General features: G+C 56.8%; 18 protein-coding genes and 1 pseudogene. 14 read left to right on the top strand and 5 right to left on the bottom strand.

Going from position 1 to position 22,250, the window contains the following annotated elements; all coding sequences use genetic code 11:
* Positions 1 to 61: 61 nt before the first annotated feature.
* Positions 62 to 367, bottom strand: a pseudogene (locus IC235_RS10030) (peptide chain release factor-like protein); the annotation flags it as partial.
* A gap of 171 nt (positions 368 to 538) precedes the next feature.
* On the opposite strand from IC235_RS10030, the gene IC235_RS22805 reads away from it, so the two are divergent.
* Complete coding sequence (locus tag IC235_RS22805; protein ID WP_394355259.1) at positions 539 to 856, top strand: transposase; 318 nt, start codon at positions 539 to 541, stop codon at positions 854 to 856.
* A 574-nt stretch (positions 857 to 1,430) separates the two neighbouring features.
* Here IC235_RS22805 and IC235_RS22800 read toward each other — a convergent pair.
* Positions 1,431 to 1,637 (bottom strand): transposase, encoded by a 207-nt coding sequence (locus IC235_RS22800; protein WP_191005039.1) that lies wholly within the window; start codon positions 1,635 to 1,637, stop codon positions 1,431 to 1,433.
* 522 nt (positions 1,638 to 2,159) lie between these two features.
* Between IC235_RS22800 and IC235_RS10020 the strand changes: the two genes are divergently transcribed.
* Positions 2,160 to 5,159 (top strand): SusC/RagA family TonB-linked outer membrane protein, encoded by a 3,000-nt coding sequence (locus tag IC235_RS10020; protein WP_191005038.1) that lies wholly within the window; start codon positions 2,160 to 2,162, stop codon positions 5,157 to 5,159.
* Positions 5,160 to 5,181: 22 nt separating this feature from the next.
* Complete coding sequence (locus IC235_RS10015; protein ID WP_191005037.1) at positions 5,182 to 6,579, top strand: RagB/SusD family nutrient uptake outer membrane protein; 1,398 nt, start codon at positions 5,182 to 5,184, stop codon at positions 6,577 to 6,579.
* A gap of 83 nt (positions 6,580 to 6,662) precedes the next feature.
* On the opposite strand, the gene prfB is transcribed toward IC235_RS10015, so the two are convergent.
* A protein-coding gene (gene prfB / locus IC235_RS10010; protein WP_191005036.1) for a peptide chain release factor 2 occupies positions 6,663 to 7,740 on the bottom strand; the annotation gives its coding sequence in 2 pieces (ribosomal slippage) (positions 6,663 to 7,679 and positions 7,681 to 7,740; 1,077 coding nt in all).
* A gap of 484 nt (positions 7,741 to 8,224) precedes the next feature.
* Here prfB and IC235_RS10005 point away from each other — a divergent pair.
* Positions 8,225 to 9,781: a sensor histidine kinase gene (locus IC235_RS10005; protein ID WP_191005035.1), complete on the top strand. Its 1,557-nt coding sequence runs from the start codon at positions 8,225 to 8,227 to the stop codon at positions 9,779 to 9,781.
* A 57-nt stretch (positions 9,782 to 9,838) separates the two neighbouring features.
* Positions 9,839 to 10,282, top strand: coding sequence for a response regulator (locus IC235_RS10000; RefSeq protein WP_191005034.1), 444 nt, complete (start codon positions 9,839 to 9,841; stop codon positions 10,280 to 10,282).
* Positions 10,283 to 10,333: 51 nt separating this feature from the next.
* On the opposite strand, the gene IC235_RS09995 is transcribed toward IC235_RS10000, so the two are convergent.
* On the bottom strand, positions 10,334 to 10,966 hold the full coding sequence (locus tag IC235_RS09995) for a ribonuclease HII (RefSeq protein ID WP_191005033.1): 633 nt from the start codon (positions 10,964 to 10,966) through the stop codon (positions 10,334 to 10,336).
* A 110-nt stretch (positions 10,967 to 11,076) separates the two neighbouring features.
* Positions 11,077 to 11,409, bottom strand: coding sequence for a hypothetical protein (locus IC235_RS09990; protein ID WP_191005032.1), 333 nt, complete (start codon positions 11,407 to 11,409; stop codon positions 11,077 to 11,079).
* 366 nt (positions 11,410 to 11,775) lie between these two features.
* Here IC235_RS09990 and IC235_RS09985 point away from each other — a divergent pair, with 366 nt between their 5' ends.
* From IC235_RS09985 to IC235_RS09945, 9 genes are all read left to right on the top strand, one after another.
* Complete coding sequence (locus IC235_RS09985; RefSeq protein WP_191005031.1) at positions 11,776 to 12,363, top strand: NUDIX domain-containing protein; 588 nt, start codon at positions 11,776 to 11,778, stop codon at positions 12,361 to 12,363.
* A gap of 265 nt (positions 12,364 to 12,628) precedes the next feature.
* Positions 12,629 to 13,453, top strand: a complete 825-nt coding sequence (locus tag IC235_RS09980; RefSeq protein ID WP_191005030.1) for a lysophospholipid acyltransferase family protein — start codon at positions 12,629 to 12,631, stop codon at positions 13,451 to 13,453.
* An 81-nt stretch (positions 13,454 to 13,534) separates the two neighbouring features.
* A complete protein-coding gene (gatC, locus tag IC235_RS09975; RefSeq protein ID WP_191005029.1) occupies positions 13,535 to 13,822 on the top strand; it encodes an Asp-tRNA(Asn)/Glu-tRNA(Gln) amidotransferase subunit GatC in 288 nt (95 codons plus the stop codon).
* Positions 13,823 to 13,831: 9 nt separating this feature from the next.
* Positions 13,832 to 16,615, top strand: coding sequence for a hypothetical protein (locus IC235_RS09970; RefSeq protein ID WP_191005028.1), 2,784 nt, complete (start codon positions 13,832 to 13,834; stop codon positions 16,613 to 16,615).
* Between the two features lie 11 nt (positions 16,616 to 16,626).
* Positions 16,627 to 17,337 carry an ABC transporter ATP-binding protein gene (locus IC235_RS09965; protein WP_191005027.1) on the top strand — a complete coding sequence of 237 codons (711 nt, stop codon included), beginning with the start codon at positions 16,627 to 16,629 and terminating at the stop codon, positions 17,335 to 17,337.
* A gap of 860 nt (positions 17,338 to 18,197) precedes the next feature.
* Positions 18,198 to 18,746, top strand: a complete 549-nt coding sequence (locus IC235_RS09960; RefSeq protein WP_191005026.1) for a cob(I)yrinic acid a,c-diamide adenosyltransferase — start codon at positions 18,198 to 18,200, stop codon at positions 18,744 to 18,746.
* A gap of 169 nt (positions 18,747 to 18,915) precedes the next feature.
* On the top strand, positions 18,916 to 19,980 hold the full coding sequence (locus IC235_RS09955; protein ID WP_191005025.1) for a branched-chain amino acid aminotransferase: 1,065 nt from the start codon (positions 18,916 to 18,918) through the stop codon (positions 19,978 to 19,980).
* Positions 19,981 to 20,122: 142 nt separating this feature from the next.
* The gene (gene gcvT / locus IC235_RS09950) at positions 20,123 to 21,226 is read left to right on the top strand and encodes a glycine cleavage system aminomethyltransferase GcvT (RefSeq protein WP_191005024.1); all 1,104 of its coding nucleotides are present in this window, start codon (positions 20,123 to 20,125) and stop codon (positions 21,224 to 21,226) included.
* An 89-nt stretch (positions 21,227 to 21,315) separates the two neighbouring features.
* Entirely contained in the window at positions 21,316 to 22,089 is a 774-nt protein-coding gene (locus IC235_RS09945) for a 2-phosphosulfolactate phosphatase (protein ID WP_223847188.1), read from the top strand.
* The last annotated feature ends 161 nt before the right edge of the window (positions 22,090 to 22,250 follow it).

Here is a 22,250-nt window from a genome sequence, read left to right as displayed (position 1 = left end):
AAATAAGCCTTCTTAAAGCTAATGTTTGCGCTAAATCAAGTTGAATCGTGCTTGATCTATATTACTGTTGAATCAAAAAGCCATTATGAGGTACTCATCGAAGTCCCCATCAGGCACGTTCTGCACGTTCGTCGGTGCGCAGGTCCTTGATGAGCTTGTAGGGGTGGAGCACATAGTTGCGGATCTGCGAGCCGAAGTCGATGCGCTTCTTGGAGGCTTCGACTTTGTCGCGCTCGGCGTGGCGCTTGTCCATCTCGAGCTGGTAGAGGCGCGATTTGAGCATGCGCAGGGCGTGCTCCTTGTTCATGAGCTGACTGCGCTCGATTTGCACGGCAATGATGATGAAGGGGGCGTATGTGAGGGGCACTTTATCTCTACCTCTATGATAGAATAGAAGCTTTACTTTTGGCGGTGGTCCAAGAGGGGATAGGATAAATTACTTGTCATGTTTGGCTATTGTTCGTTTAGCGAGCCGCCGCAACATTAAGTTGCAGAGACAGAGTTTACCCCTAACCTCACTGTTGCGCAAGTTGGTTTCGTGCTCGCGGCCCGCCACGCGTCATTATTTGCTCTGGGGCGACGGACGCAACCACGGCCCAGTGGTGAACGCGGCAGCGCAAGCGGCCGCCTGCGGGTGCAACTCGTGCCCAAGCCCACCAATGCAAAGGGCTTTGCCGTACTGCCGCGCCGTTGGGTAGTCGAGCGCACCTTCGCTTGGCTGGGCCAGTACCGCCGCTTAACCGAGCATGACGTGGAGACCCACCCACGCAACAGTGAAGACTGGACCAAGGTCTGCATAAGCAAGTTGATGCTCAGACGGCTCGCCAAATTAGCTCCGACAAAACATACCGAATGACTTATTCTATATTCTCTTAGAGCCTGTTAAAATTTACGGATTAGGTGTCGGATGCTGGATAAAAATAGAGTTACTTCAGCTGCCGTGGACAAGCATTCGTTGTCTCGACTTAGGCGTCAGTCCCCTTGCAACCAGCCACTGGGGTGTTCCAGGACCCAGCGGATGGGAACTGGTGTAAATGCCGTTGTGCTATTGAGCCCGGGTGCCGTTTCCATGCCCCAGCCGCGGTGAGCCTACGTCCACTCCAGGGGCTGGCTGGCGTAGCTGGTATCGGCCAGCACGAGCGCCAGGCGTCCAAAGCGCTACGCGTGCCGCTTTTGCAGGGCTGCCAGCCCCCGGTTTGGTCGTTTTCAGTGGCTGCCGCCGTTGATGGCCAGCCGTAAGCCGCCAGTGTCGATGAGTGGGTAGCGCTTGCGGTCCTGGATTTTTTGTGCCCGGCAAGGCCCCTGTCCAGCATGCAGCGCTCGCTGCATTTGCCATAGTGGGCGTCGAGCACGGCCACGCTGGGCGAGGCCTGGCCCGAAGCGGCGGCGCGCTGGCGATGGCGGCGCACCAGGGATTGGTTGAGCGCGGCCTAGCGCCCAGTGGCCTGCCAGCGCCGAAAATAGTAGTAGCATCGGGAATATGCGAAAACGCGCGGCAAGAGCCTCCACTGATCAGCCCTTTTGGTCAGGTAGAGCAAGGCGTTGACAGTCAAGCACAGTGCGTACTGGCGGCGCGTATCGGGCAGCGTTCTTTGAGTAACATGCCACTGGAAATCAAGCAGGTCCGTTTCGTCCATTTTTGGTCGGAGGAGAAAAAGGAAGTAAGCTGCCTGGTTTCTTCTTAGCTACCAGGTACTTAATGAGTTCAGCAGGTTCTGAGATGGTCGAAGCATCTTTTCCGGACGATTCTAATCTGACCAACTCAGCATTAGAGGCGATAGGTGCCAAAAAAATAATCAGGCAGTTATAAGCCAAAGGCTCTAGTCAGCTCCTGTGCTTTTTATCTTCTTTAATCCTGTTCTTGATTTCTTTTGTAGCTTTAAGATTCCCTTTAGTCTAAAACAGACTTCCAGCAGCGAAGCTTAAGTCTTTAAGAGACCTTTAACTAGCTCCGTTGATTCAAACCCCTTAGGTTTCTATAGCTGTTTTAATCTGTGAGCTAGTTGACATGAATATATGATGGTTAGATGACATTAATTTATAAGAAAAATGCTAAATTAGGGCGCTTCTGCCTCTAATCACTGTTTTTGCTGTATACTTGCTTTTTGACTCACCTAAATCTTCGTTTCCACTTTCTCACTCACCAACCAAATAGTCAAATGAAAAAACTTTTATGTATGGTCATGCTCTTCATGACCGGCCTGTTGCAGCAGGTTTATGCCCAAGACCGAGCCCTGTCCGGGAAAGTGACTGACCGGGCAACTGGCCAAGGGCTTCCCGGAGTCACAGTTCAGGTCAAGGGCACAACATTAGGAACTGCTACTAACGCAGATGGAAGCTTCTCATTAAGTGTGCCGCCTTCAGCAAGTACCTTAATAATTAGTTCGATTGGTTACACCTCAGTTGAGCAACCTATTGGCGATAATACTACTTTCACCATAGGGCTTGCAACTGATGTAAAACAACTAGATGAGGTGGTTGTGAGTGGTTTGGCTAGTACAGTGAAGCGCTCTAACTTGGCTAATGCCGTAGCCAGCGTTTCCGCTCAAGAACTGTATGGTAGCACTCGCCCAGCAACCCTAGATGCCGCCTTAAACGGAAAAATTGTCGGGGCCAACATCAGTTCCACTAGCGGAGCACCTGGCGGCGGGGTCTCCGTACAATTACGTGGTATTTCAACTCTGACCGGTAACGTACAACCACTTTACATTATTGATGGCGTTTATGCAGTAAGCCAAGAAATTGGTAATGGTGCAGGTTCCTCGGCTTTCACAGGGGCCTCATCTCTCACTACCCGCACAACCCAAGATAACGGTACAAACCGGATTTCGGATTTGAACCCCGCAGACATTGAGTCAATAGAGGTTTTAAAGGGCCCTAGTGCAGCGGCTATCTATGGCCAGCGGGCTAACGCCGGCGTAATCATTATTAAAACCAAGCGTGGTGCGGCTGGTCAAACATCCATTAATATAAGCCAAGATCTTGGATTTCAGGGTATTCAGCGCTATATTGGCCACGAAGACTTTACACCTGAAAAAATTACTCTAGTTGACGGCACTGGCCCCGCTGCTAACGCGGAGAAAGCAGCACTAGCTGCTGCACAGGCTAGTGGCAAGATCTACGATTACGAAAAAGAAGTTTTCGGCAATATAGGCTTCCTACGTAATACGAACATGAGCATCTCGGGAGGTAGCGACCGTACTAAGTTTTATGCCTCAGGTTCTAATACACGCGAAGATGGTATCGTAAAAAACACCAATTATACCCGCAGTTCTGTTCGCCTGAATGTGGATCAAAAAATTGGTTCACGCATCGACCTGGGTATAAGTGCTGGGTACTTTAACACCACTAATCGTCGTAGCTTTTTTGGTAACGACAACAACGGGGTTTCGGTGGGCTATAACTTGCTCTCTATCCGGAGCTATGATGAACTGCACAAAGACCCTGTAACAGGATTATTTCCTGACTCGCCACGTACTGGTGATAACCCACTAGCCATTGTTGAACGTGCTATCAACGAAGAAACCACGAACCGGGTCACGACATCGGGTAATACTACCATTCGTATTATTGATAGCGAGAACTCTTCCTTACGCTTGTCGGTTCAAGGTGGTATTGATTATGCAGGCTCGGGGGCCCTGCTGGCGCTGCCTTCGGACTTGCAGTCGCAACAAAGCTCTGCCAACCCTGGCGTGGCCCGTGTAGCAAGTAACCAATTCTTCAACTATAACTTACAAAGCTTTCTGGCATACGATTGGAAGCTTGGCTCCCTGGCCTTTTCTTCTCAGGTAGGTGCCACCCGTTTGGGGCTTAACGTCAAGCAGCAGTTCAGCCAAGGTCAGAACTTAGCTCCAGGACCACTGCAGCCTGATCGTGGCACAATTGTTACGCAAAACACCAACATTCAGGATGAAACCGATGTGGGATACGTGGCTCAGCAGGAAATCAATTTTCAAGACCGCGTTGTTGCCACAGGAGGGATTCGCCTCGACAAGTCCAGCCGTAATGGTGATCCTAAAAAGTTGTATGCTTTCCCTAAAGTTTCACTGGCCTTAAATCTGACTAAGTTCGATTTTTTCTCGATTAATAATGTGAGCCAAGTAAAACTGCGGGCTGCTTATGGTGAGACCGGCGGTGTAGCCTTCTTCAACAGTACGTTCTCGCCGCTCAATAGCATAAGTACAGGCGGTTACGTAGGTCTCATTCCATCAGTTTTGGTCGGAAACCCTAAAATTGGTCCGGAGCGTGCTACAGAGTTGGAGGGGGGGATTGACCTTGGCTTCTTCAACAACCGACTGTCTTTCGAAGCGACAGTGTATAACAAAAAGGTTATCGATATTATCCAGACCTACAACACTGCTTCTGGCACAGGGGTACAGTCCATTCGAGCCTTCCCAGTAGGGGATTTGCGTAACCGGGGTCTTGAACTGTCATTGAGTGTAACGCCTGTGCAGTCAACTAACTTTCGTTGGACCTCGACAACGCAATTTTGGCTCAACCGTTCTCTGGTAACACGTCTCATTGTACCTACCGCTAACCTGAACCCCGGTTTTGGCTCCAACTATGGTACTACCTTCTTCGCTCTTAACGAATCGCCTACTCGTTGGTATGGTTCTCCTAATCTCCCGGCCAGCGAAACTCCTTTCTTGTTGACGCGCTACGGTGAGGCACAGCCTACCTTCCAAATGTCATACTTGAACTCGTTTACGCTGTTCAAAAATCTCGATGTCTCCTTCTTGCTACATTGGAAGAAAGACAGCTATACTAGCAACCTCACGGTGACAAACCAAGATGGTTTTGGTACTAGTAAAGATTGGAGTGAACCCTACACACAGCCCGATGGTAGTGTAGTGCCGCTAGGAGAGGCCCGTCAATCCTTCAAAGCCGACTACTACATCCAAAATAGCGGCTACGTGCGCTTGCGGGAGGCTTCTATTTACTATTCGCTGCCTTCTGAACTGCGTGCTAGCTTATTCAACAATTTCGTGAAAAGCCTGCGAGTAGGAGTCTCTGGTAACAACCTATTGACATGGACCAAGTACAAGGGATATGATCCTGAAGTTTCCAACTTTGGTTCTACCAACACGCAAGCTCAAGTTGATGTGGTAGGGTATCCATCTACCCGTCGTGTTTTCTTCACTCTTCAGTTAGGCTTCTAACCAAGTCCTTTTGTATTGCCTTATGCAAAATTCAGCTAACATAAAGCCACGCACCCTGCTATTAGCGGGAGTAGTTTCTGTGCTAATAGGCGCGTCTGGTTGTAATCCAACTACGATTGACCCTGTAACGGACCCCAATAACCCCAGCTTAGAAAGCGTTATAACTAACGCTACTCCTACCCAGATTAATGCGTTAGCAAATGGTGTAGAAGCCTCTCTCCGTTTGGGGCACACTAATAATGCCCCGTACAATCAAATAACTGGTACACTTGGTCGTGAGATCATTATTTTAGCTAGTAATGAGCCGCGTTGGTATACTGAAATTCTCGGCAGCAAAACCTCATTAGATAACGGAGCCTTTTATTCAACCGGCTCCTATAATACTTTTGCGCGCACTATTCGAGCAGCAAACGTTCTCCGCCAGTCCCTCGCAGCAACCAGCACCGTTACGCCGGTTCAAAAGCAAGGCCTTCTAGGGTTTTGTGACACCTACGAAGCTATTGCGAAACTACACATGCTCAATTTGATGGGCGAGAACGGTATTCGCATTGATGTTGCTGATTTCCTTAAACCTGGCAAATTCACTGTTGGCTCAGCACCTGCTCTAGCTAACATTCGCCAACTACTCGACCTCGGCGCTACTGAGCTTGGCCAGGCAGGCACCGACTTCTCTTTCCCTCTCTCTAATGGATATGCCGGGTTCGACACCCCAGCTTCATTCCTGAGGTTTAACCGAGCTATAGCTGCTCGTGTTGCTCTTTACCAGGGTGATAATGCTGGAGCCTTGACTGCACTAAGCGCTTCCTTCTATAGCCCAACCGCCTCATTGACCCTAGGACCTAAAATTACTTTTAGGCCTGGCACTGCTGGTGACCAAGGTAATTCGTATTTCCAAGTACCAAACTCAGGTCCATCGACACTAGTCACGGTGCCTGATAACTTTGTAAGCGAAGCGGAAACAGGTGACCAGCGCTTGAGTAAAGTTTCGTTGCGTACAACCCCACGTACTGCTGGCGGTATTACTGGTCGTTATGACCCTACTGTATATGCGACGCAAAACGCACCTGTAGCTATCATTCGCAACGAGGAGTTAATTCTTATTGCTGCTGAAGCAAAGGCTAAGACCAACGACATTACTGGAGCAGTACAGGACATTAATACTATTCGCACACGCTCAGGAAACTTACCCCCTTATGCTGGCGCGACGACTCAAGCTGCCCTACTCAATGAAATTTTACGTCAGCGCCGTTACTCGCTCTTCTATGAGGGCCATTTCTGGGTAGACCTACGTCGGCTAGGTAAGTTAAACCCTAATCCTACGCCAAACATTACGCTGCCTTATTCTACTGGCACGTTCAGATTATTTGACCGTTTGGCTATTCCGTTCGCAGAAGTAGCTTGGGATCAGGCTAATCCATAACCAATAGCATTACTAGACATAAGAAAGGCCCATCTAAGTTTTTAGGTGGGCCTTTCTTATATAATTTTATTATGGGAGGGCTTTTACTTCTCCATTAAAAACCCTTTAATATACTCATCCAGATCCCCATCGAGCACGTTCTGCACGTCGGTGCGCTCGATGCCAGTACGCAGGTCCTTGATGAGCTTGTAGGGGTGGAGCACGTAGTTGCGGATCTGCGAGCCGAAGTCGATGCGCTTCTTGGAGGCTTCGACTTTGTCGCGCTCGGCGTGGCGCTTGTCCATCTCGAGTTGGTAGAGGCGCGATTTGAGCATGCGCAGGGCGTGCTCCTTGTTCATGAGCTGACTGCGCTCGATTTGCACGGCGATGATGATGCCCGAGGGGGCGTGCGTGAGGCGTACGGCGGTTTCCACCTTGTTCACGTTCTGGCCGCCGGCTCCGCCAGCCCGGAAGGTGTCCCAGGAAATGTCGGCGGGGTTGATGTCGATGGTGATGGTATCGTCAATTACCGGATAGGCAAACACGGAGGCAAACGAGGTATGGCGCCGGCCGCTGCTGTCGAAGGGGGAGAGGCGCACGAGGCGATGCACGCCGATTTCGCTTTTGAGGTAGCCGTAAGCGAAGTCGCCGTCGATTTCGAGCGAGGCGGATTTGATGCCGGCCCCTTCGCCCGGCTGGTAGCTGATTTGGCGCACCCCGAACCCGTGGCTTTCGGCCCACATGATGTACATGCGCATGAGCATCTCCGCCCAGTCCTGGCTTTCGGTGCCGCCGGCGCCGGGGTTGATGTCGATGATGGCCGAGAGCTGATCTTCCTCGTCGGAGAGCATGCGTTTAAACTCCAGCTGCTCTACTTTCTTGAGGGTGGCGTCATAGTCGGCCTGCATTTCGGCTTCCGGCACGTCCCCGTCCTTGTAGAAATCGAAGAGCACTTCGGTATCGGCCAGGGCCTGCTGCACGGCTTCGTAGTCGTCGGTCCAATTCTTGGTGGCCTTGATTTCCCGTAGGATAGCTTCAGCGGCTTTGGAATCGTCCCAGAAGCCGGGAGCGGTGGTTTGGGCCTCGGCAGCCGCTATTTGTTCTTTGCGGGTATCGTAGTCAAAGATACCTCCTCAGGGCCTCAACGCGGCCCTTCAAGTCCTTAATGTGGTCTTGGGTCATGGGTGGGAAAAGTGAAAGGAGCCACGGATTGGCCGGGTCCGGGGGTACGAAAAGACGAAAGTACCGAATTATAAGGCGGCAGGGACGAAGACGGGAGGTCCGGCTGGTTTAACAGCGGAAATTTCGCTCTTTGATTTTGCCCCGGAAGCCACCCGACTAACCACGCTTATTTTTGGCTAACGACGGCGTCAAAAGGCCCTGCGAGAGCCTGGGCAAGATAACCTTGGCTGATGGATAGCCCACCAGCACCGGGGCATACGCCCACCTGCCGGAAGCTCGGTCACTTCCTCACCAGTCTACGCTTATTCAGCACGGGGCTAACCGGTTGATGGGTACGTGACAAGCCCGATATAAGGCGGAGGTTCTGGTTGAGCACCCGTCCTTGCGGAGGGCGCGGAAGAATGGTGCCGATGCCCCGAACCATGGACGCGAAGCTGCGTACGGATGCCTACCTTACTTACATGAGGAGTTACGGTGTCCTGGTATGAAATTTACGCTTACTACTAAGCTCTTTGCGGGGTTTATCCTGTTGCTGGCGCTGTTTGGTGGAGTGGTGGTCTTGTACTACCAACTGGCCGGGCAAGTGCTGCACAATTCGCGGCAGGTAGAAGCTTCCCAGCGAATTTCAAACAATGCGGCCAATCTGCTACGCAACATCATCGACATGGAGACGGGTTTTCGGGGCTACCTGCTCATTGGTGACGAGCAAACCCTGGCTCCTTATTACGATGGCGAGCGGCAGCTAATCGGCCGATTCGCCCAATTGCGGGGGCTCGTTACCGACTCCCCTCCCCAGGTTAAGCTCATCGACCAAACGCAGCAGCTCTTCGAGCAATGGTCGCGCTACAGCCACCTGCTGGTAGGGGAGAAGCGCGAGGCCCATCGGCGCGATGCCCGGCAAACCGGCCTGGAAGGCATGCCGCACCGGCACCTCAGCGAAGGGCTCTTCGGCAAGCAGATAATGGATAAGATTCGCGGCCGGCTGGCGGCTTTTGAGCGGAGAGAAGCGCAAACCCGGGAGTACTTACGCGCCCGGCTCGACGAAAGCATCGTGCGAGCCGAATGGTTATCGGCCGGCCTCGCGGTGGCGGCCTTATTGCTGGGCGTATTATGGGCCCTCTACATTGTTCGGCTGCTTGCCCGGCGCCTGCGCGGCATGCTGGATATGGCGCGCCGGATGGCGGATGGCGACTACGGCAGCCAGATCGTGGATACCGAGCAGGACGAGGTGAGTGAGCTTACCTCGGCCCTGAACGTGATGGCCCGCACGGTGGGAGCCAATATCAGCCAACTGGAAAGCCGCAACCAGGAGCTGGATCAGTTTGCCTACGTGGTGTCGCACGATTTGAAAGCGCCTTTGCGCGGCATAGAAAGCGCCTCGCGCTGGATTGAAGAGGACATGGGCGGAGACCAGCTGCCGCCGCACATCCGCGAGTTTTTAGGCATGATGCGGCAGCGCGTACACCGCATGGAAAAGCTCATTACCGGCATCCTCGACCTGGCCCGGGTGGGCCGCGTAGCCCAGGCCAACGAAACGGTATTCGTGCGCACGCTGATTCGCGAAGTAGTAGACTCCCTCAATCCGCCGCCCGGCTTTCGCGTCGAACTACCATTTTTCCTGCCCACGTTCACCACCAATGTGGTGGAGTTGCAGCAGGTTTTCACTAACCTGATCAGTAACGCACTGAAGTACCACGACCATCCGGAAACGGGCACGGTGCAGATTGGCTGCGACGACGCGGGCGAGTTCTACCGGTTTTCGGTGGCCGACGACGGGCCTGGAATTGACCCGGAATACCACGACCGGATTTTTGTTATTTTCCAGACTCTCAACGACCGGGATACGCTGGAGAGCACGGGCGTGGGCCTAGCCATCGTGAAAAAAATCGTGGAGCGGCAAGGAGGCCGCATTGATATCAAATCGGCGGAGGGCCAGGGCGCTAAGTTCCGGTTCACCTGGCCCAAGCAACCACCCAAAGCCAAAAGTTTGGTGCCGGCAATGGCCACCGAGCCCAAATCTGCCGTATTACGCTCCACCTGAAAGTAGCTTCTGATTACTTTCGCGGGCATATTCCCGCTGTAGAAAATTGCTTAGCCTATGTCTGCCGACCAACCCACGCCCAGTATTTTGCTCGTGGAAGACGACCAGATGGATGTTATGAACGTGCAACGGGAACTGCGCCGCCACAACATCGACGTACCCCTCATTCTTGCCCGAAACGGCCGCGATGCCCTGAAAATGCTGCGCGGCGAGGGCGGGGAACCTAAAATTGCCAAGCCAAACGTGGTAATGCTCGACATCAACATGCCGCGCATGAATGGCTTGGAGCTGCTGGAGATCCTGCGGTCGGACCCCGAGTTCGTGGGTTTAAACGTGTTCATCATGACCACGTCCGACCTTGAGTCGGACCGGCTGAAGGCGCAGCGACTAGCAGTGAGCGGCTACATTATCAAGCCACTGAGCTTTGATAAATTTGGCGAGGGCGGCACGACGGTAGACGGATTCAGCTTGTTTCTGGACCTACTCCGGCTGAAGGAATAGTGGAATGGCTATACAAATGGCCGATGTCGAACTGATTACGCAACAGGGCCGCTACTCGTCATATTCTGCGTAGGTGCTTTCGCTGCCGCTAGCATTTCTGGGGCTTGGCAGCAACCGAAACCCCCGGCGGTGGTGAGGGCTGGGGCCGTGCGTCTGAATGGCCGCGCGGTGGCTCGGGGTGGGGTAGCCCGCATTCTGCTGCCAGCCGTAAGCCGGGAAATCAGCCGCTAGTGCCTGCATGTGCTCGTCGCGGAAGGTTTTGGCCAGGATGGAGGCCGCGGCAATACTGCGGTAGAGGCCATCACCACCAATAACGCAGGTGTGGTCGAAGCCGGCCAGCGGCCGAAACCGATTGCCATCGACCAGTAAATGGGCAGGAACCACCGGCAAAGCGGCCACGGCCCGGTGCATGGCCAAGTAGCTGGCTTGGGCAATATTGAGGGCCTCAATTTCTTCTACCGACGCTTGGCCGATGGCCCAAGCAACGGCGTTAGCGCAGATTTCGGGGCGCAGGGCCTCCCGGCGCTGCGGACTGAGCTGTTTGGAGTCGTTGAGAAAGCGGGGACTGAAATCGGGCGGTAAAATCACGGCCGCCGCGAACACGGGGCCCGCCAGGCAGCCCCGGCCGGCTTCGTCGAGCCCGGCTTCGAGGGCGTGGCCGGTGTGGCTAGCTAGAAGTGGCATGGAAACAAAAATAGGCACCGGTGACGCAAAGCCCTCTCGCCCGGGCGCAGAAGCGCCCGTTGAGCCGCAACGGGGGCGGCCCAACGGGCGTTGGCAGCCAGGGAGCCGGGCTACTTGTGGTCGCCGGCACTGGTGCCGTTTACGTTGGTAGGGTTTTCACCCCGGCGGAAGCCCTGGCTGTCGCGGGGGCCTTCGTCAATCTCACCATCCTCGTCGCTGGTCACGTACTCATTCGTGATGGGGCCGAGGCCATTGGTATGCTGCGCGAGTTCAGCTTCGGCCTGGGCATGCTTGAGGTTGAATAGGGGGTCGTGCTCGTTTTCGCTGGCGTCCAGATTGGACTTGGAATTGGGCTGAGCCATGGTAAAGGTGCCGGCCGGAATGTGGGCAGCCGGAGTAGAGGGGTACGGCTTGACCGGCGTGAGGGTTGAAAGCTGGTCCACCCATTAGCGCGGGCGGGCTACTTCCTCCCCGGTGTATGCCCGCTTTAGGCACAAAAAAGGCCGTCGCGTAGCGACGGCCTTAAAGTGGCGGGTCTGGCTTAGAGGTGTCTACCCCACCTTGTCAGTCAGAGCGCCGCCGCACGAGAGGTCCTTCCTTTCCACATTTCCAGCCCGTGCGGGGGTACTTATGACTCAAAGGTAAGTTACCAGCTTGGCGGATGGCAATTACTTTTGGTTTAACAGGCTAATTTAACCGGTCAATGGCAGTATTAACACGACGGAAGTAGAAAAGGAAACGGCTGCTAGTAAATAGCCTTAGCTGAGCCCGCGTAACTTTACTTCTATTTCCAGCTTTCTCCCGCTCGTATGTCGCTTACTGCTGTGCCCAATGTCGACGAAACCTTCAACCCCTGGCAAACGCTGAGCACGGAGGTGAAGTACCATAATCCCTGGATTTCGGTACGCGAGGACCAGGTGCTGAACCCCCGGGGGGGGCGGGGTATCTACGGCGTGGTGAGCATGAAAAACAAGGCGTTAGGCATTGTGCCCGTCGATGCGGAAGGCAACACTTGGCTGGTAGGCCAGTACCGTTACCCGCTGAAGGAGTACAGCTGGGAGATTCCCATGGGCGGTGGGTTGATCGAGCACGACATTCTAGAATCGGCGCAGCGCGAGCTAAAAGAAGAAACCGGGTTGACGGCGACGCGCTGGACGCGGATTGCCCGCTTGCACACGTCTAACTCCGTAACCGACGAGGAAGGATTCGTCTTCTTAGCCGAAGGCTTGAGCCAGGGCGACGTAGAGCCCGAAGAAACCGAAGACCTACGTATTTGGAAGTTGCCGCTGGCCGAGGCCGTGCGCATGGCGATGGACGACCGGATAACCGACGGCATCAGCGTAGCGGGTTTGCTCAAAGCCGAGAAGGTATTGGCCGCGAGGGCGGTAAACGGCTAAGGCAATGCGGGGGTGAAAAAATAGTAACTTCTTTGGGCCGGGGGAAGTCGAGATTTAACTGAAAGTGAAGGGGCGGAGACACGGAGGACATTCAGTCAATGACCACCCAACCGCAAGTACATTGGGCAGCAGCTCTACCACTGGCGTTGAAGCCCTGGGCTTGAACAGCTAGTCGGCTAAAGAGGAGTGGGGTTTGGTTTGACTGCTACCGCCTCCTGTCGCGCTGCTCGGCAGGCCAACCTTTCCAAACGTTAACTTTGCCAGTATGCGTCATCTGCTTCGTTACCTCGGCCAGCGCCTCTACACGACTTGGGCCGTGTTCTGGTTTATTGTGCCGTTTGTACTTATCTACCCGTGGCAGTGGTTTTTCAGCCGGCGGCCCAATGGGGGGTGGGTGGTGCATATGCTGAACCGGTTCTGGTCGAAGTCTTCCATTTTTATGTGGGGAATGCCCGTTGAAGTGGTGCGTGAAAGCGCTGAGCCAACCCCGCAGCCGTGTGTGTACGTGGCCAACCACGGCTCTTACGTGGACATCATGCTTTTATTCAAAACGATTCCGGGGTTCCTGAACATGATGGGTAAGGCTTCGCTGGCAAAAGTACCGGTGTGGGGGCCCCTTTTCGGCAACGTATACATCACGGTCGACCGCACTAGTGCCGTGAGCCGGGGCCGGGCCGCGGTGGCCGCCCGGCGCGGCCTGGCGGCCGGCAAAAGCATCGCCATTTTCGCCGAAGGCCGCATTTCGCCCACGCCTGGTAAAGAGCTGCTGCCTTTACTGGACGGGGCTTTTCAGCTCGCCATCGAGGCGGGCGTGCCGCTGGTGCCCGTGGGGATGCCCCTGAACCACATGTTCATGCCGGACGTTGAGAAAGGCCTGCGCGTGCGCTATCATCGCCTTAAAATCGTATTCCACCGGCCCATTCCCACCACCGGACTCACGCTGGCGGACATCCCAGCCTTGAAACAACGCGTGGCCGCGCTACTAACCGGCGACTTCCTGACCGAGGGCGCCGTAAAGCCCGGCCCGAGTACCTGGCGGGCCCCCATCGCCCATGTTTCTCCGCAACAGCCCGAATCCGTCAGCTCATAATAACCTGGTTATTGGTTTGTAAACGAGCCACTAACAGCCAGAAACCACCACTAATAACCACCCTTCTAATTCCATATCCCCTTGAGCACTGACCTTGGTACTTTACGGGGCCTGGCCCATCTGGCCCGCCTCGAATTCGACGAAACCCGCGAGCAGCAGATGCTGGGTGATTTGAACAACATCCTTGATTTTGTGGCCCAGCTGGAGGGCCTCGACACCACGGGCGTGGAGCCGTTGGTACACCTCTCGCAGGAGGTGAACGTGCTACGCGACGACGTAGCACAAAATACCGTGAGCCACCAGGACGGCCTGCGCAACGCACCGCGCAAGGATTCGGATTACTTCCGGGTGCCCAAAGTGCTGGACTAGCCCGAGCTGGTGAACAAGTTACTTCCGACCCGGGCCTGGCGGCCCACTTGGTTGATTGGGCTGGCCACGCTGGCCGTAGGGCTGGCCGTGTTTTACTACTTTACGGGGGAGGCCGGGGCCCTGCCGCTACGCCTGGTGCCGCACTTGCAGGCGGTTCCGCTCACGCTCGAGCACGTAGCGGCGGGGCCTGTGCGCCTGCCCGTGCAGGCCAGTGGGTTTATCGTAAGCCTGACGCACGACGTGGCCGGGCCCTTTACCCAGCCTCTTGCGGCCAGTATTTTTTTAGTGCTGTTAGCCGGGCTGCTGGTGGGGTGGGTAGCGGTAGTGAGCACGCTGGCCCGCCCGGCTTTTGTGGTCGGCATGGTGCCGGTCATCTTCTTGCTATTATCGCTTAACACCGAGTCACTGGGTATTTTCAGTACTGGAGAGCGGTACTTTCTGTACCTGATGCTAGTTCTGGTGGGGGGCGGTGCCTTTGCCTTGCACGCCTTTGCCGAGCGGCTGTCGTTGGGGTGGCGCGCCGTTGCGATGGGGGCGGTGGTAGCTGGGTTGGGTGCCCTGATCTTAGCGCAAAGCCAACTGCCAGCCACCGAGACGGCGCTGCAGCTGGCGGCCTATGCTACGCCCGGCGGAGCCGTGCTCGTGGCGCTGCTGGTGCTCTGGGTTGGGATCGAGAATATCCGGGCGCTGCTCTGGTTTAACACCCAGGCCGAGCAGCCGGGCAGTCGGTTTGGGCTCGGGCCGTTTCTGGCAGCGAGCGGGCTGTACCTGGGTCCCTTGTTGCTGTATGTATGGAATGATGGCGCGTTGGAGTTGTTGCCGGGAGTGAGCCTGGACCCCCTGGTGCTGCTGCTGCCGGCCGTGCTGGCCGGCGGCCTGGGCCTGCGCCTGCGCGCGCCCAGCTACGCCGGGTGGGTGCCTTATGCTGGGGGCCTGGCGCAGCTTTACCCGCTGGTGGTGACGGGATCCGCTGGGGCCCTGGCCTATGCCTTTGCCACGGCCAACACGCCCTTGCTGGTGGCGGCCCGCAACTTTACGGCCCTGAGCTTTTTGCTCCTGGGGGGTAGCTTCTGGGTGTACGTGCTCATGAACTTCATGCCCCTCATTCAGCAGCGGCTGCGGGTGTACCGGGTGGTTTTCGAGCCGCGCCGGCTGCCTTTCTATACCGTGTACATCCTGGGGCTAGGCGGCATTGCCATCGTCCAAACCCGCCAAAACCTGACCATCCCGGATCAGGTACAGGCCGGCCAGTACAACAACCTCGGCGACCTCACTCGCCAGCAAAGCGAAGACCGCCCCGATGACTTAAGCCTGGCCCTGCTGGCTGAACGGTATTACGCCGAGAGCGGCGACGTGCTTTACCGCGCCAACCGGCACGCGCAATTCGGCCGGGCGGCGCTGTATCGCTTCCGCCAGCAGCGGCAAAATGAAATCAATGCCTTGCGGCGCGCCCTGCTACGCGGCCCCAGCGAGAAGGTATCCTTGCGCCTGGCAGCGCTCTACAACGAGCCCACCGACCTGTTTGAAGGCCTCGACGTATTGCGGCGCGGGCTGAAGGCGCAGCCGCGGAGCGCGGCGCTGGCGGCAGACCTGGCGCAGCTTTTCACCCAGACCTCCCTCACAGATTCGGTGGCGTTCTACTTGGATAAGGCTGAGCGGCTGGCGCCGGGCAGCTACGCCAGCCGGACCAACCAGTTGGGTTTCTTGCTGGCTCAAAACCTGTTGGCGGAAGCTCACAAGCTAAGTGATAAGTTAGCTGCAAGCGCCAACGAGCCCGCTTTTGCCAGTAACCGGGCCCTGTTGCAGCTGCGAAGTGCCCAGGCAGTAGATATGGCTTCCGACCCGCCCGCGGAGAACGTAGTAGAACTCGACGATGCCCGCTTCGCACAGCTTTACCACTTGGTGCTGCTGAACGTGACCAGATACAAAGACCGGCTTACCCCGCAGTTCCTGGCCCGGCTAGCTCGCTTAGGCAATCAGCCAGCCAACGCCAACTACTACGAGCAGTTGCAATTTTTGCAGGCGCTGGGGCGGCACGCGTTGGGCCAGGAGCAAACCGCCCGGCAACTGCTGCTGCCTTTGGCCACTGGCACTACGGCCAGCGCGGCCTATTACCAGGAACTGCTGGGGTTGTGGCAGCTCGAGCAGGGCCAGTACGTCACCGCGGCCGACCAGTTAGCTTTCGCGGCCACCCACGGCGCGGTCGCAGCCAGCGAAGCCCGCGTGTACGCGTTGGCCTTGAGCGGGCAACTCGACTCGGCCGGCGTGGCCGCCACCCGGTTGGTTAACGCGCCCGACTCGGCCCAACGGGCGCTGGGAAGGCGGGCGCAGCAGTACGTAGCGGCGGGTAATTTCATGCCGAGCGGGAATGGTCCGGCCCGCGTGGGCAGTAAGTGGCTGGCCCAGGCTCAACAAGCTGAGCAGCGAAACAACGCGGATGAGGCCGCTCGCTACTACCAGCGCATTGTGCGGGAAGCCCCTTTTAACGAAGCCGGGGTGTTGGCAGCGGCTCGCTTCTACACCCGGCGGCGCGACTATACGGCCGCCTACGAGGCCTTGCGTGTCGGCCTCGACGAAAATCCCTTCTCGCTGCCGCTGCTGAGGGCCTACGTACTGGCAGCGGCCGATGCGGGCCTCACCGACTACGCAGCGGATGCGCTGGCTCAGCTCCGGCGGCAGCTGGCGCCGGCCGCTTATGCTATTTTAGCTGCCGAGTACCGCGCCCGCCAAGCAGCCCGCGCCCACGCGGCCGACTCTTTCTCCGTGGCTCCGGCTGCCTCACCTCTGCAATAAGTTTTCTTGCCATGAACCCGAACGTTATTGAAACCACGGACATCGCCAAAACTTATGTGATGGGGGCCGAGGTAATCCACGCCTTGCGCTCGGTCAGCATCCAGATTCCGCGCGGAGAGTACGTGGCGTTCATGGGGCCGTCGGGGTCGGGCAAGTCGACGCTGATGAACATCGTGGGCTGCCTCGACACGCCCTCTAAGGGCCAGTACATCCTCAACGGCCAGGACGTGAGCCGCATGAGCGACAACCAGCTGGCGGAGGTTCGTAACAAAGAAATCGGCTTCGTTTTCCAAAGCTTCAACCTGCTGCCCCGCGCCAGCGCCCTCGACAATGTCGCCCTGCCGCTCATCTACGCGGGCCTGAACAAGCGCGAGCGCAACGAGCGGGCGCTGGAATCGTTACGCGCGGTGGGCCTGGCCGACCGCGCCTCCCACCGGCCCAACGAGCTGAGCGGCGGCCAGCGCCAGCGCGTAGCCATTGCCCGCGCCCTCGTTAACAACCCGAGTGTGCTGCTGGCCGATGAACCCACCGGCGCGCTCGACTCCAAAACCAGTCACGAGATCATGGACCTGTTCGAGGCGCTCTATGCCAAGGGTAATACCATCATCATGGTGACCCACGAGGAGGACATTGCCCGCTACGCTCACCGTATTGTGCGGCTGCGCGATGGGCTGGTAGAATCGGATGAGGTAAACCTGCAGTTAGCCGTGCACAGCGCCTAATGAGCCATTGCATGGTGAGTAGTCAGCCAAGCTTTTACTCTTGCAGCTTGCCTGTAGCAGTTTTCAGTTCCGTGTACCGGGCGCAGCCGGGAAAACCTTACGGGACCCCTACGGGGCCAACCTCTCTCTACAGGAGAGGGGAGCCTGACGGCGTGTACACGGACGAGGAAACGGCTCTATGTAGTTATCTCAAGTTGCGAAGTAGTCGCGTAGCGGCGCTAGGCTGGGTTGGTAGTAAAGCAAAGAGACTAAATGGCCGAATAGCCGCGTAGCGGCGGTAGGTTGGTAGTAGTTAAAGAGGTTATGTGGTTGAGAGCCGCGTAGCGGTGACAGATTCGGCGGTTGGCTCTGCCACCGCTACGCGGCTCTCGTTTAGCCAAGGTGACCATTCTCTACCAACCTACCGCCGCTACGCGGCTATTCGGCTGGGGAGGCCGCTAGTATGGCTTCCAGGAGGTCAATCATACCTGGCTGGAAGCAGAATGCCGGTCGTGCTAAGCGAAGCCAAACCGAAGCCCGCCTGTTTGACATCGTTACTTTTGTACGAGTAAAATTTAAAGCCGCATTTCCGGATGAAATTTCATGCCTAAGAGCGGGTTTAGATTTTCGCTCAACAGCCCATTAGAACATCCTGCTTGCTCTGGTGTCCGCTGGTCGAAACAGGACCAAAACCTAAATGCCCAAACCGGCTCTAACAAAAGGACGCGAGGCTAGTTGTTGGCTCCGTTCCCGCCTCAAGTCGAGAATTGGAAAGTGTGGCCTTCCGTTCATTTTAAAATAACTGCTAAGAACTTCGTCGGCGGTAGTGCTCCATCTATACACTGGCCGAGCCTCGCCGCTCCTCATTGCTGACCGCTTACATGAAAATCTACACCAAAACCGGAGACACTGGCCTCACCTCCCTGATCGGGGGCACTCGGGTGCCTAAAAGCAGCTTGCGCATCGAGTGCTACGGCACGGTAGATGAGCTAAACTCGCACATTGGCCTGGTCCGCGACCAGGACGTAAACGCCCCCCGTCGGGCCTTGCTGAAGGAAATTCAGGATCGGCTGTTCACCATGGGCTCGGCCCTGGCCGCCGACCCGGAAAAATCAAAAATGAAGCTGCCCGACCTGCACGCTGCCGACGTGACGCTGCTGGAAGACGAGATGGATCGCATGAATGCTGAGCTGCCCGAGCTGCGGGCTTTTATTCTGCCGGGTGGTCATCCGGCGGTGAGCCAGGCCCACGTGGCCCGCTGCGTGTGCCGCCGGGCCGAGCGCATGGTCATTCTGCTAAGCGAGAATTCTTTCGTGGCCGAGCTGGTAATCGTGTATCTGAACCGTCTGTCTGATTACCTGTTCGTTCTGAGCCGCTACATGGCGTACGAGCTGGGCGTGGAAGAGGTAACCTGGAAGGCACGACTTTAGGCCCGTTGCGGTTAATAGATTTATTAGGTTATCAGAGCCTAATATTTTCGGGTTCGATTAATGTAATTTTTTTGTCGATCTTTCCAGTGATTTTGCCATTCTACCCGCCTCATCTCGTTCCTACGTATTCGGAAAATCCCACCCATCTGCACTTCGAAATACCAACATTATGATTGACCTTCTTCCTATTCGCACGCAGCGCACCCCGGTCTCGCGCCTGGCCGAGCTCGACCCGGACAACCTGGAGTTCGGCAAGGTGTTTTCCGACCACATGTTTGCCATGGACTACCGCGATGGCGAGTGGCAGGAAGCCCAGATCGTGCCCTACGGCAATATGGTGGTGAGCCCCGCCAACTCGGCCCTGCACTACGGCCAGGCCATCTTTGAGGGCATGAAGGCGTACCGCTTGACCGACGGCGGCGTGGCCTTGTTTCGCCCCCTCGACAACTGGGCCCGCCTCAACACCTCGGCCGAGCGTATGTGCATGCCCCTCGTGCCGGAAGAGCTGTTCATGCAAGGCTTGCGCGAGCTGATTAGCCTCGATGCGGGCTGGGTGCCCACGGCCGAAGGAGGCGCGCTCTACATCCGACCGTTTATGTTTGCCACTGATGGCTTTATTGGCGTCCGGCCTTCGGATTCGTACCGGTTCATGATTTTTACCACTCCCGTGGGCTCGTACTACACCAAGCCGCTGCGCGTGCGCTTCGAGCAGAAGTACGTGCGCTCGGCCGAGGGGGGCGCCGGCTACGCCAAAAACGCGGGCAACTACGGCGCCGCCATGTACCCTACCAAGCTCGCCCAGCAGGAAGGCTACAACCAGCTCATCTGGACTGATTCGACGGAGCACCAGTACGTGGAGGAGTCGGGTACCATGAATGCCATTTTCGTCATCGATGGCCGCGTGGTGACGCCGGCTCTGAGTACGTCGATTCTGGATGGCATCACGCGCCGTAGCGTGCTGCAACTAGCCCGCGATATGGGCATTGAAGTAGAAGAGCGCAAGGTGAGCAGCCGCGAAGTCATCGCTGCCCTGGTAGCCGGCAAGCTGGAAGAAGCTTTCGGCGTTGGTACGGCGGCCACTATTGCGCCCATTGCCACCATCGGCTACCAAGGCCAGGACTACGATTTGCCGGTTGTTGGGCCCACGGCCTTTACCAAGCGCGTGACCGCAGCCCTTAACGCCATTCGTACGGGTGCCGCCCCCGACTTACACAACTGGATGGTGCGCGTGTAACGACCGCGGAATCAGCTAAACGAGTCGCGTTACGGGTCGCTCCAAAAGAAAAGCCGCTTCCGATTGAAGCGGCTTTTCTTTTTTGCCTCAACTTTGTACCCAATCCATCAATCTCCCCACCCGCTTCTCCTCAACTTGCCGCATGACCGTTTCCCTGAAAACCGTTACCCTCGACGACACGCACCGCAAACTGGGTGCTAAAATGGTGCCCTTTGCCGGCTACAACATGCCGGTGCGCTATTCCTCTGACCTGGACGAGCACCACACGGTGCGGCGGGCGGTGGGTATTTTCGACGTGTCGCACATGGGGGAGTTTCGGCTCCGGGGCCCGCGGGCTCTCGACCTGATTCAGCGCGTGACCAGTAACGACGCCAGCAAACTAACCGCTGGCAAGGCCCAGTATTCCTGCCTGCCCAACCACGACGGCGGCATCGTAGACGACCTGCTGGTATATAAGCTGGCCGACGAGGACTACCTGCTGGTCGTGAATGCTTCCAATATCGAAAAAGACTGGAACTGGATTCGGCACCACAACACGGAGGGCGTGGAGATAGAGGATATTTCCGACCGGACCAGTCTGTTTGCCGTGCAGGGCCCCAAAGCCACCGCGGCCTTGCAAAGTCTGACGGATGTAGACCTGAGCAGTATTCCGTACTACTCTTTTGTGCAGGGTACTTTTGCCGGCGCCCCCGACGTCGTTATCTCGGCCACGGGCTACACCGGGGCCGGCGGGTTTGAGCTGTACATTCCCAACGAGAGCGCCGTCGCCGTGTGGGATAAAATTATGAGTGCCGGCCAGGCTTACGGCATCAAGCCGATTGGCCTGGGCGCCCGCGACACCCTGCGCCTCGAAATGGGCTACTGCCTCTACGGGAACGACATCGACGACACCACTTCGCCCCTGGAAGCGGGCCTGGGCTGGATTACCAAGTTCACCAAGGACTTCACCAACTCCGACAACCTCAAAAAGCAAAAGGAAGCCGGCGTAACCAAAAAGCTGGTCGGCTTCGTGATGGATGGCCCGGGCATCCCGCGCGGCCACTACGAACTGGTCGATGCCGACGGCCAGAAAATTGGCGACGTCACCAGCGGTACGCAGTCGCCCTCGCTGGGCAAGGGCATCGGGCTGGGTTACGTCAAAACTGAATTCGCGGCTCCTGGTACCCCGATTTTCGTACAGATCCGGGGCAAGAGCCTGCCGGCTACCGTCAGCAAATTACCGCTCACCAAGGGCGCGGAAGAATAAGGTCCGCGCCCGTTGGGTGGCTAGTAGCGACGGGTGCGCGACTAGCCACGCAATGCTAGTATAGTACCGCATAAGTTCATAATTAACGTTTGATTCGCCGCCTTCGCGGCAGTACGCGCCGCGAAGGCGGCGCGCCACTTTTCATGCCCAAGCTAGACATTTGCTTCTCGCCCGAACTGCTTCCGCTCTATGATCTACGCGGGCAAGTTGCCGTTATCGTCGACATTCTCCGTGCTTCAAGCACCATCGTCACGGCGCTGGGGGAGGGGGTAACCCACGTTTTCCCGGTAGCTTCGCTGGAAGAATGCGCCGCTTATGGGCGGCAGCACGGCTGCCTGACCGCGGCCGAGCGCGATGGATTGCCGGCCCCGGGCTTTGACCTGGGTAATTCGCCTTTCGGCTTTCTGAATGCTGACCGGCCGCCGCACGGCCGGGCCCTGAGCATCAGCACGACGAATGGCACGGCGGCTTTGCGGCGCTCTCTGGCGGCGGAGGCAATTGTGGTGGGGGCTTTCCTTAACCTGGGGGCCGTGGCTGACTTTACCCGTCGGCAAGGCCGCGACGTGCTCGTGGTATGCGCCGGCTGGAAAGGACAATTTTGTCTGGAAGACACCATATTCGGGGGCGCCCTGGCGGCGCGACTAGCACCTGATTTCGATGTGTACGGCTCCGATGCAACCCTGGCCGCGCTGCACCTCTGGCAGCAGGGCCAGGCCGATTTGTCAGCCTATTTACTGCAGTCGGCGCATGTGCGCCGGCTCAACTCGCTGGAAGCCAACCAGGACTTCGCCTTCTGTCTGCAAATCGACGCCTATGCCAAGGTGCTTCCGCTGTGGCAGAACGACCGGTTGGTGATGGAGTAAGCTGGATGGGCTGGTAGGTAGCGGCTCGTCTCAGAGGTGCTGCCCACCGGTCTTTGTGGTGGAAAGAGTCGATATTACGTCTGGCAGCTGGCTTTGCGTTTGAGACGCGGCCGTTGAACAAGTTGGAAAGGACCAGTTAACAGCGCGGGCGGAGGTGGAAA

Source organism: Hymenobacter montanus (assembly GCF_014699115.1).
Classification (GTDB): domain Bacteria; phylum Bacteroidota; class Bacteroidia; order Cytophagales; family Hymenobacteraceae; genus Hymenobacter; species Hymenobacter montanus.
Note: the sequence above shows the minus strand (reverse complement) of the source record. Positions and strands in the feature narration are given on the sequence as shown.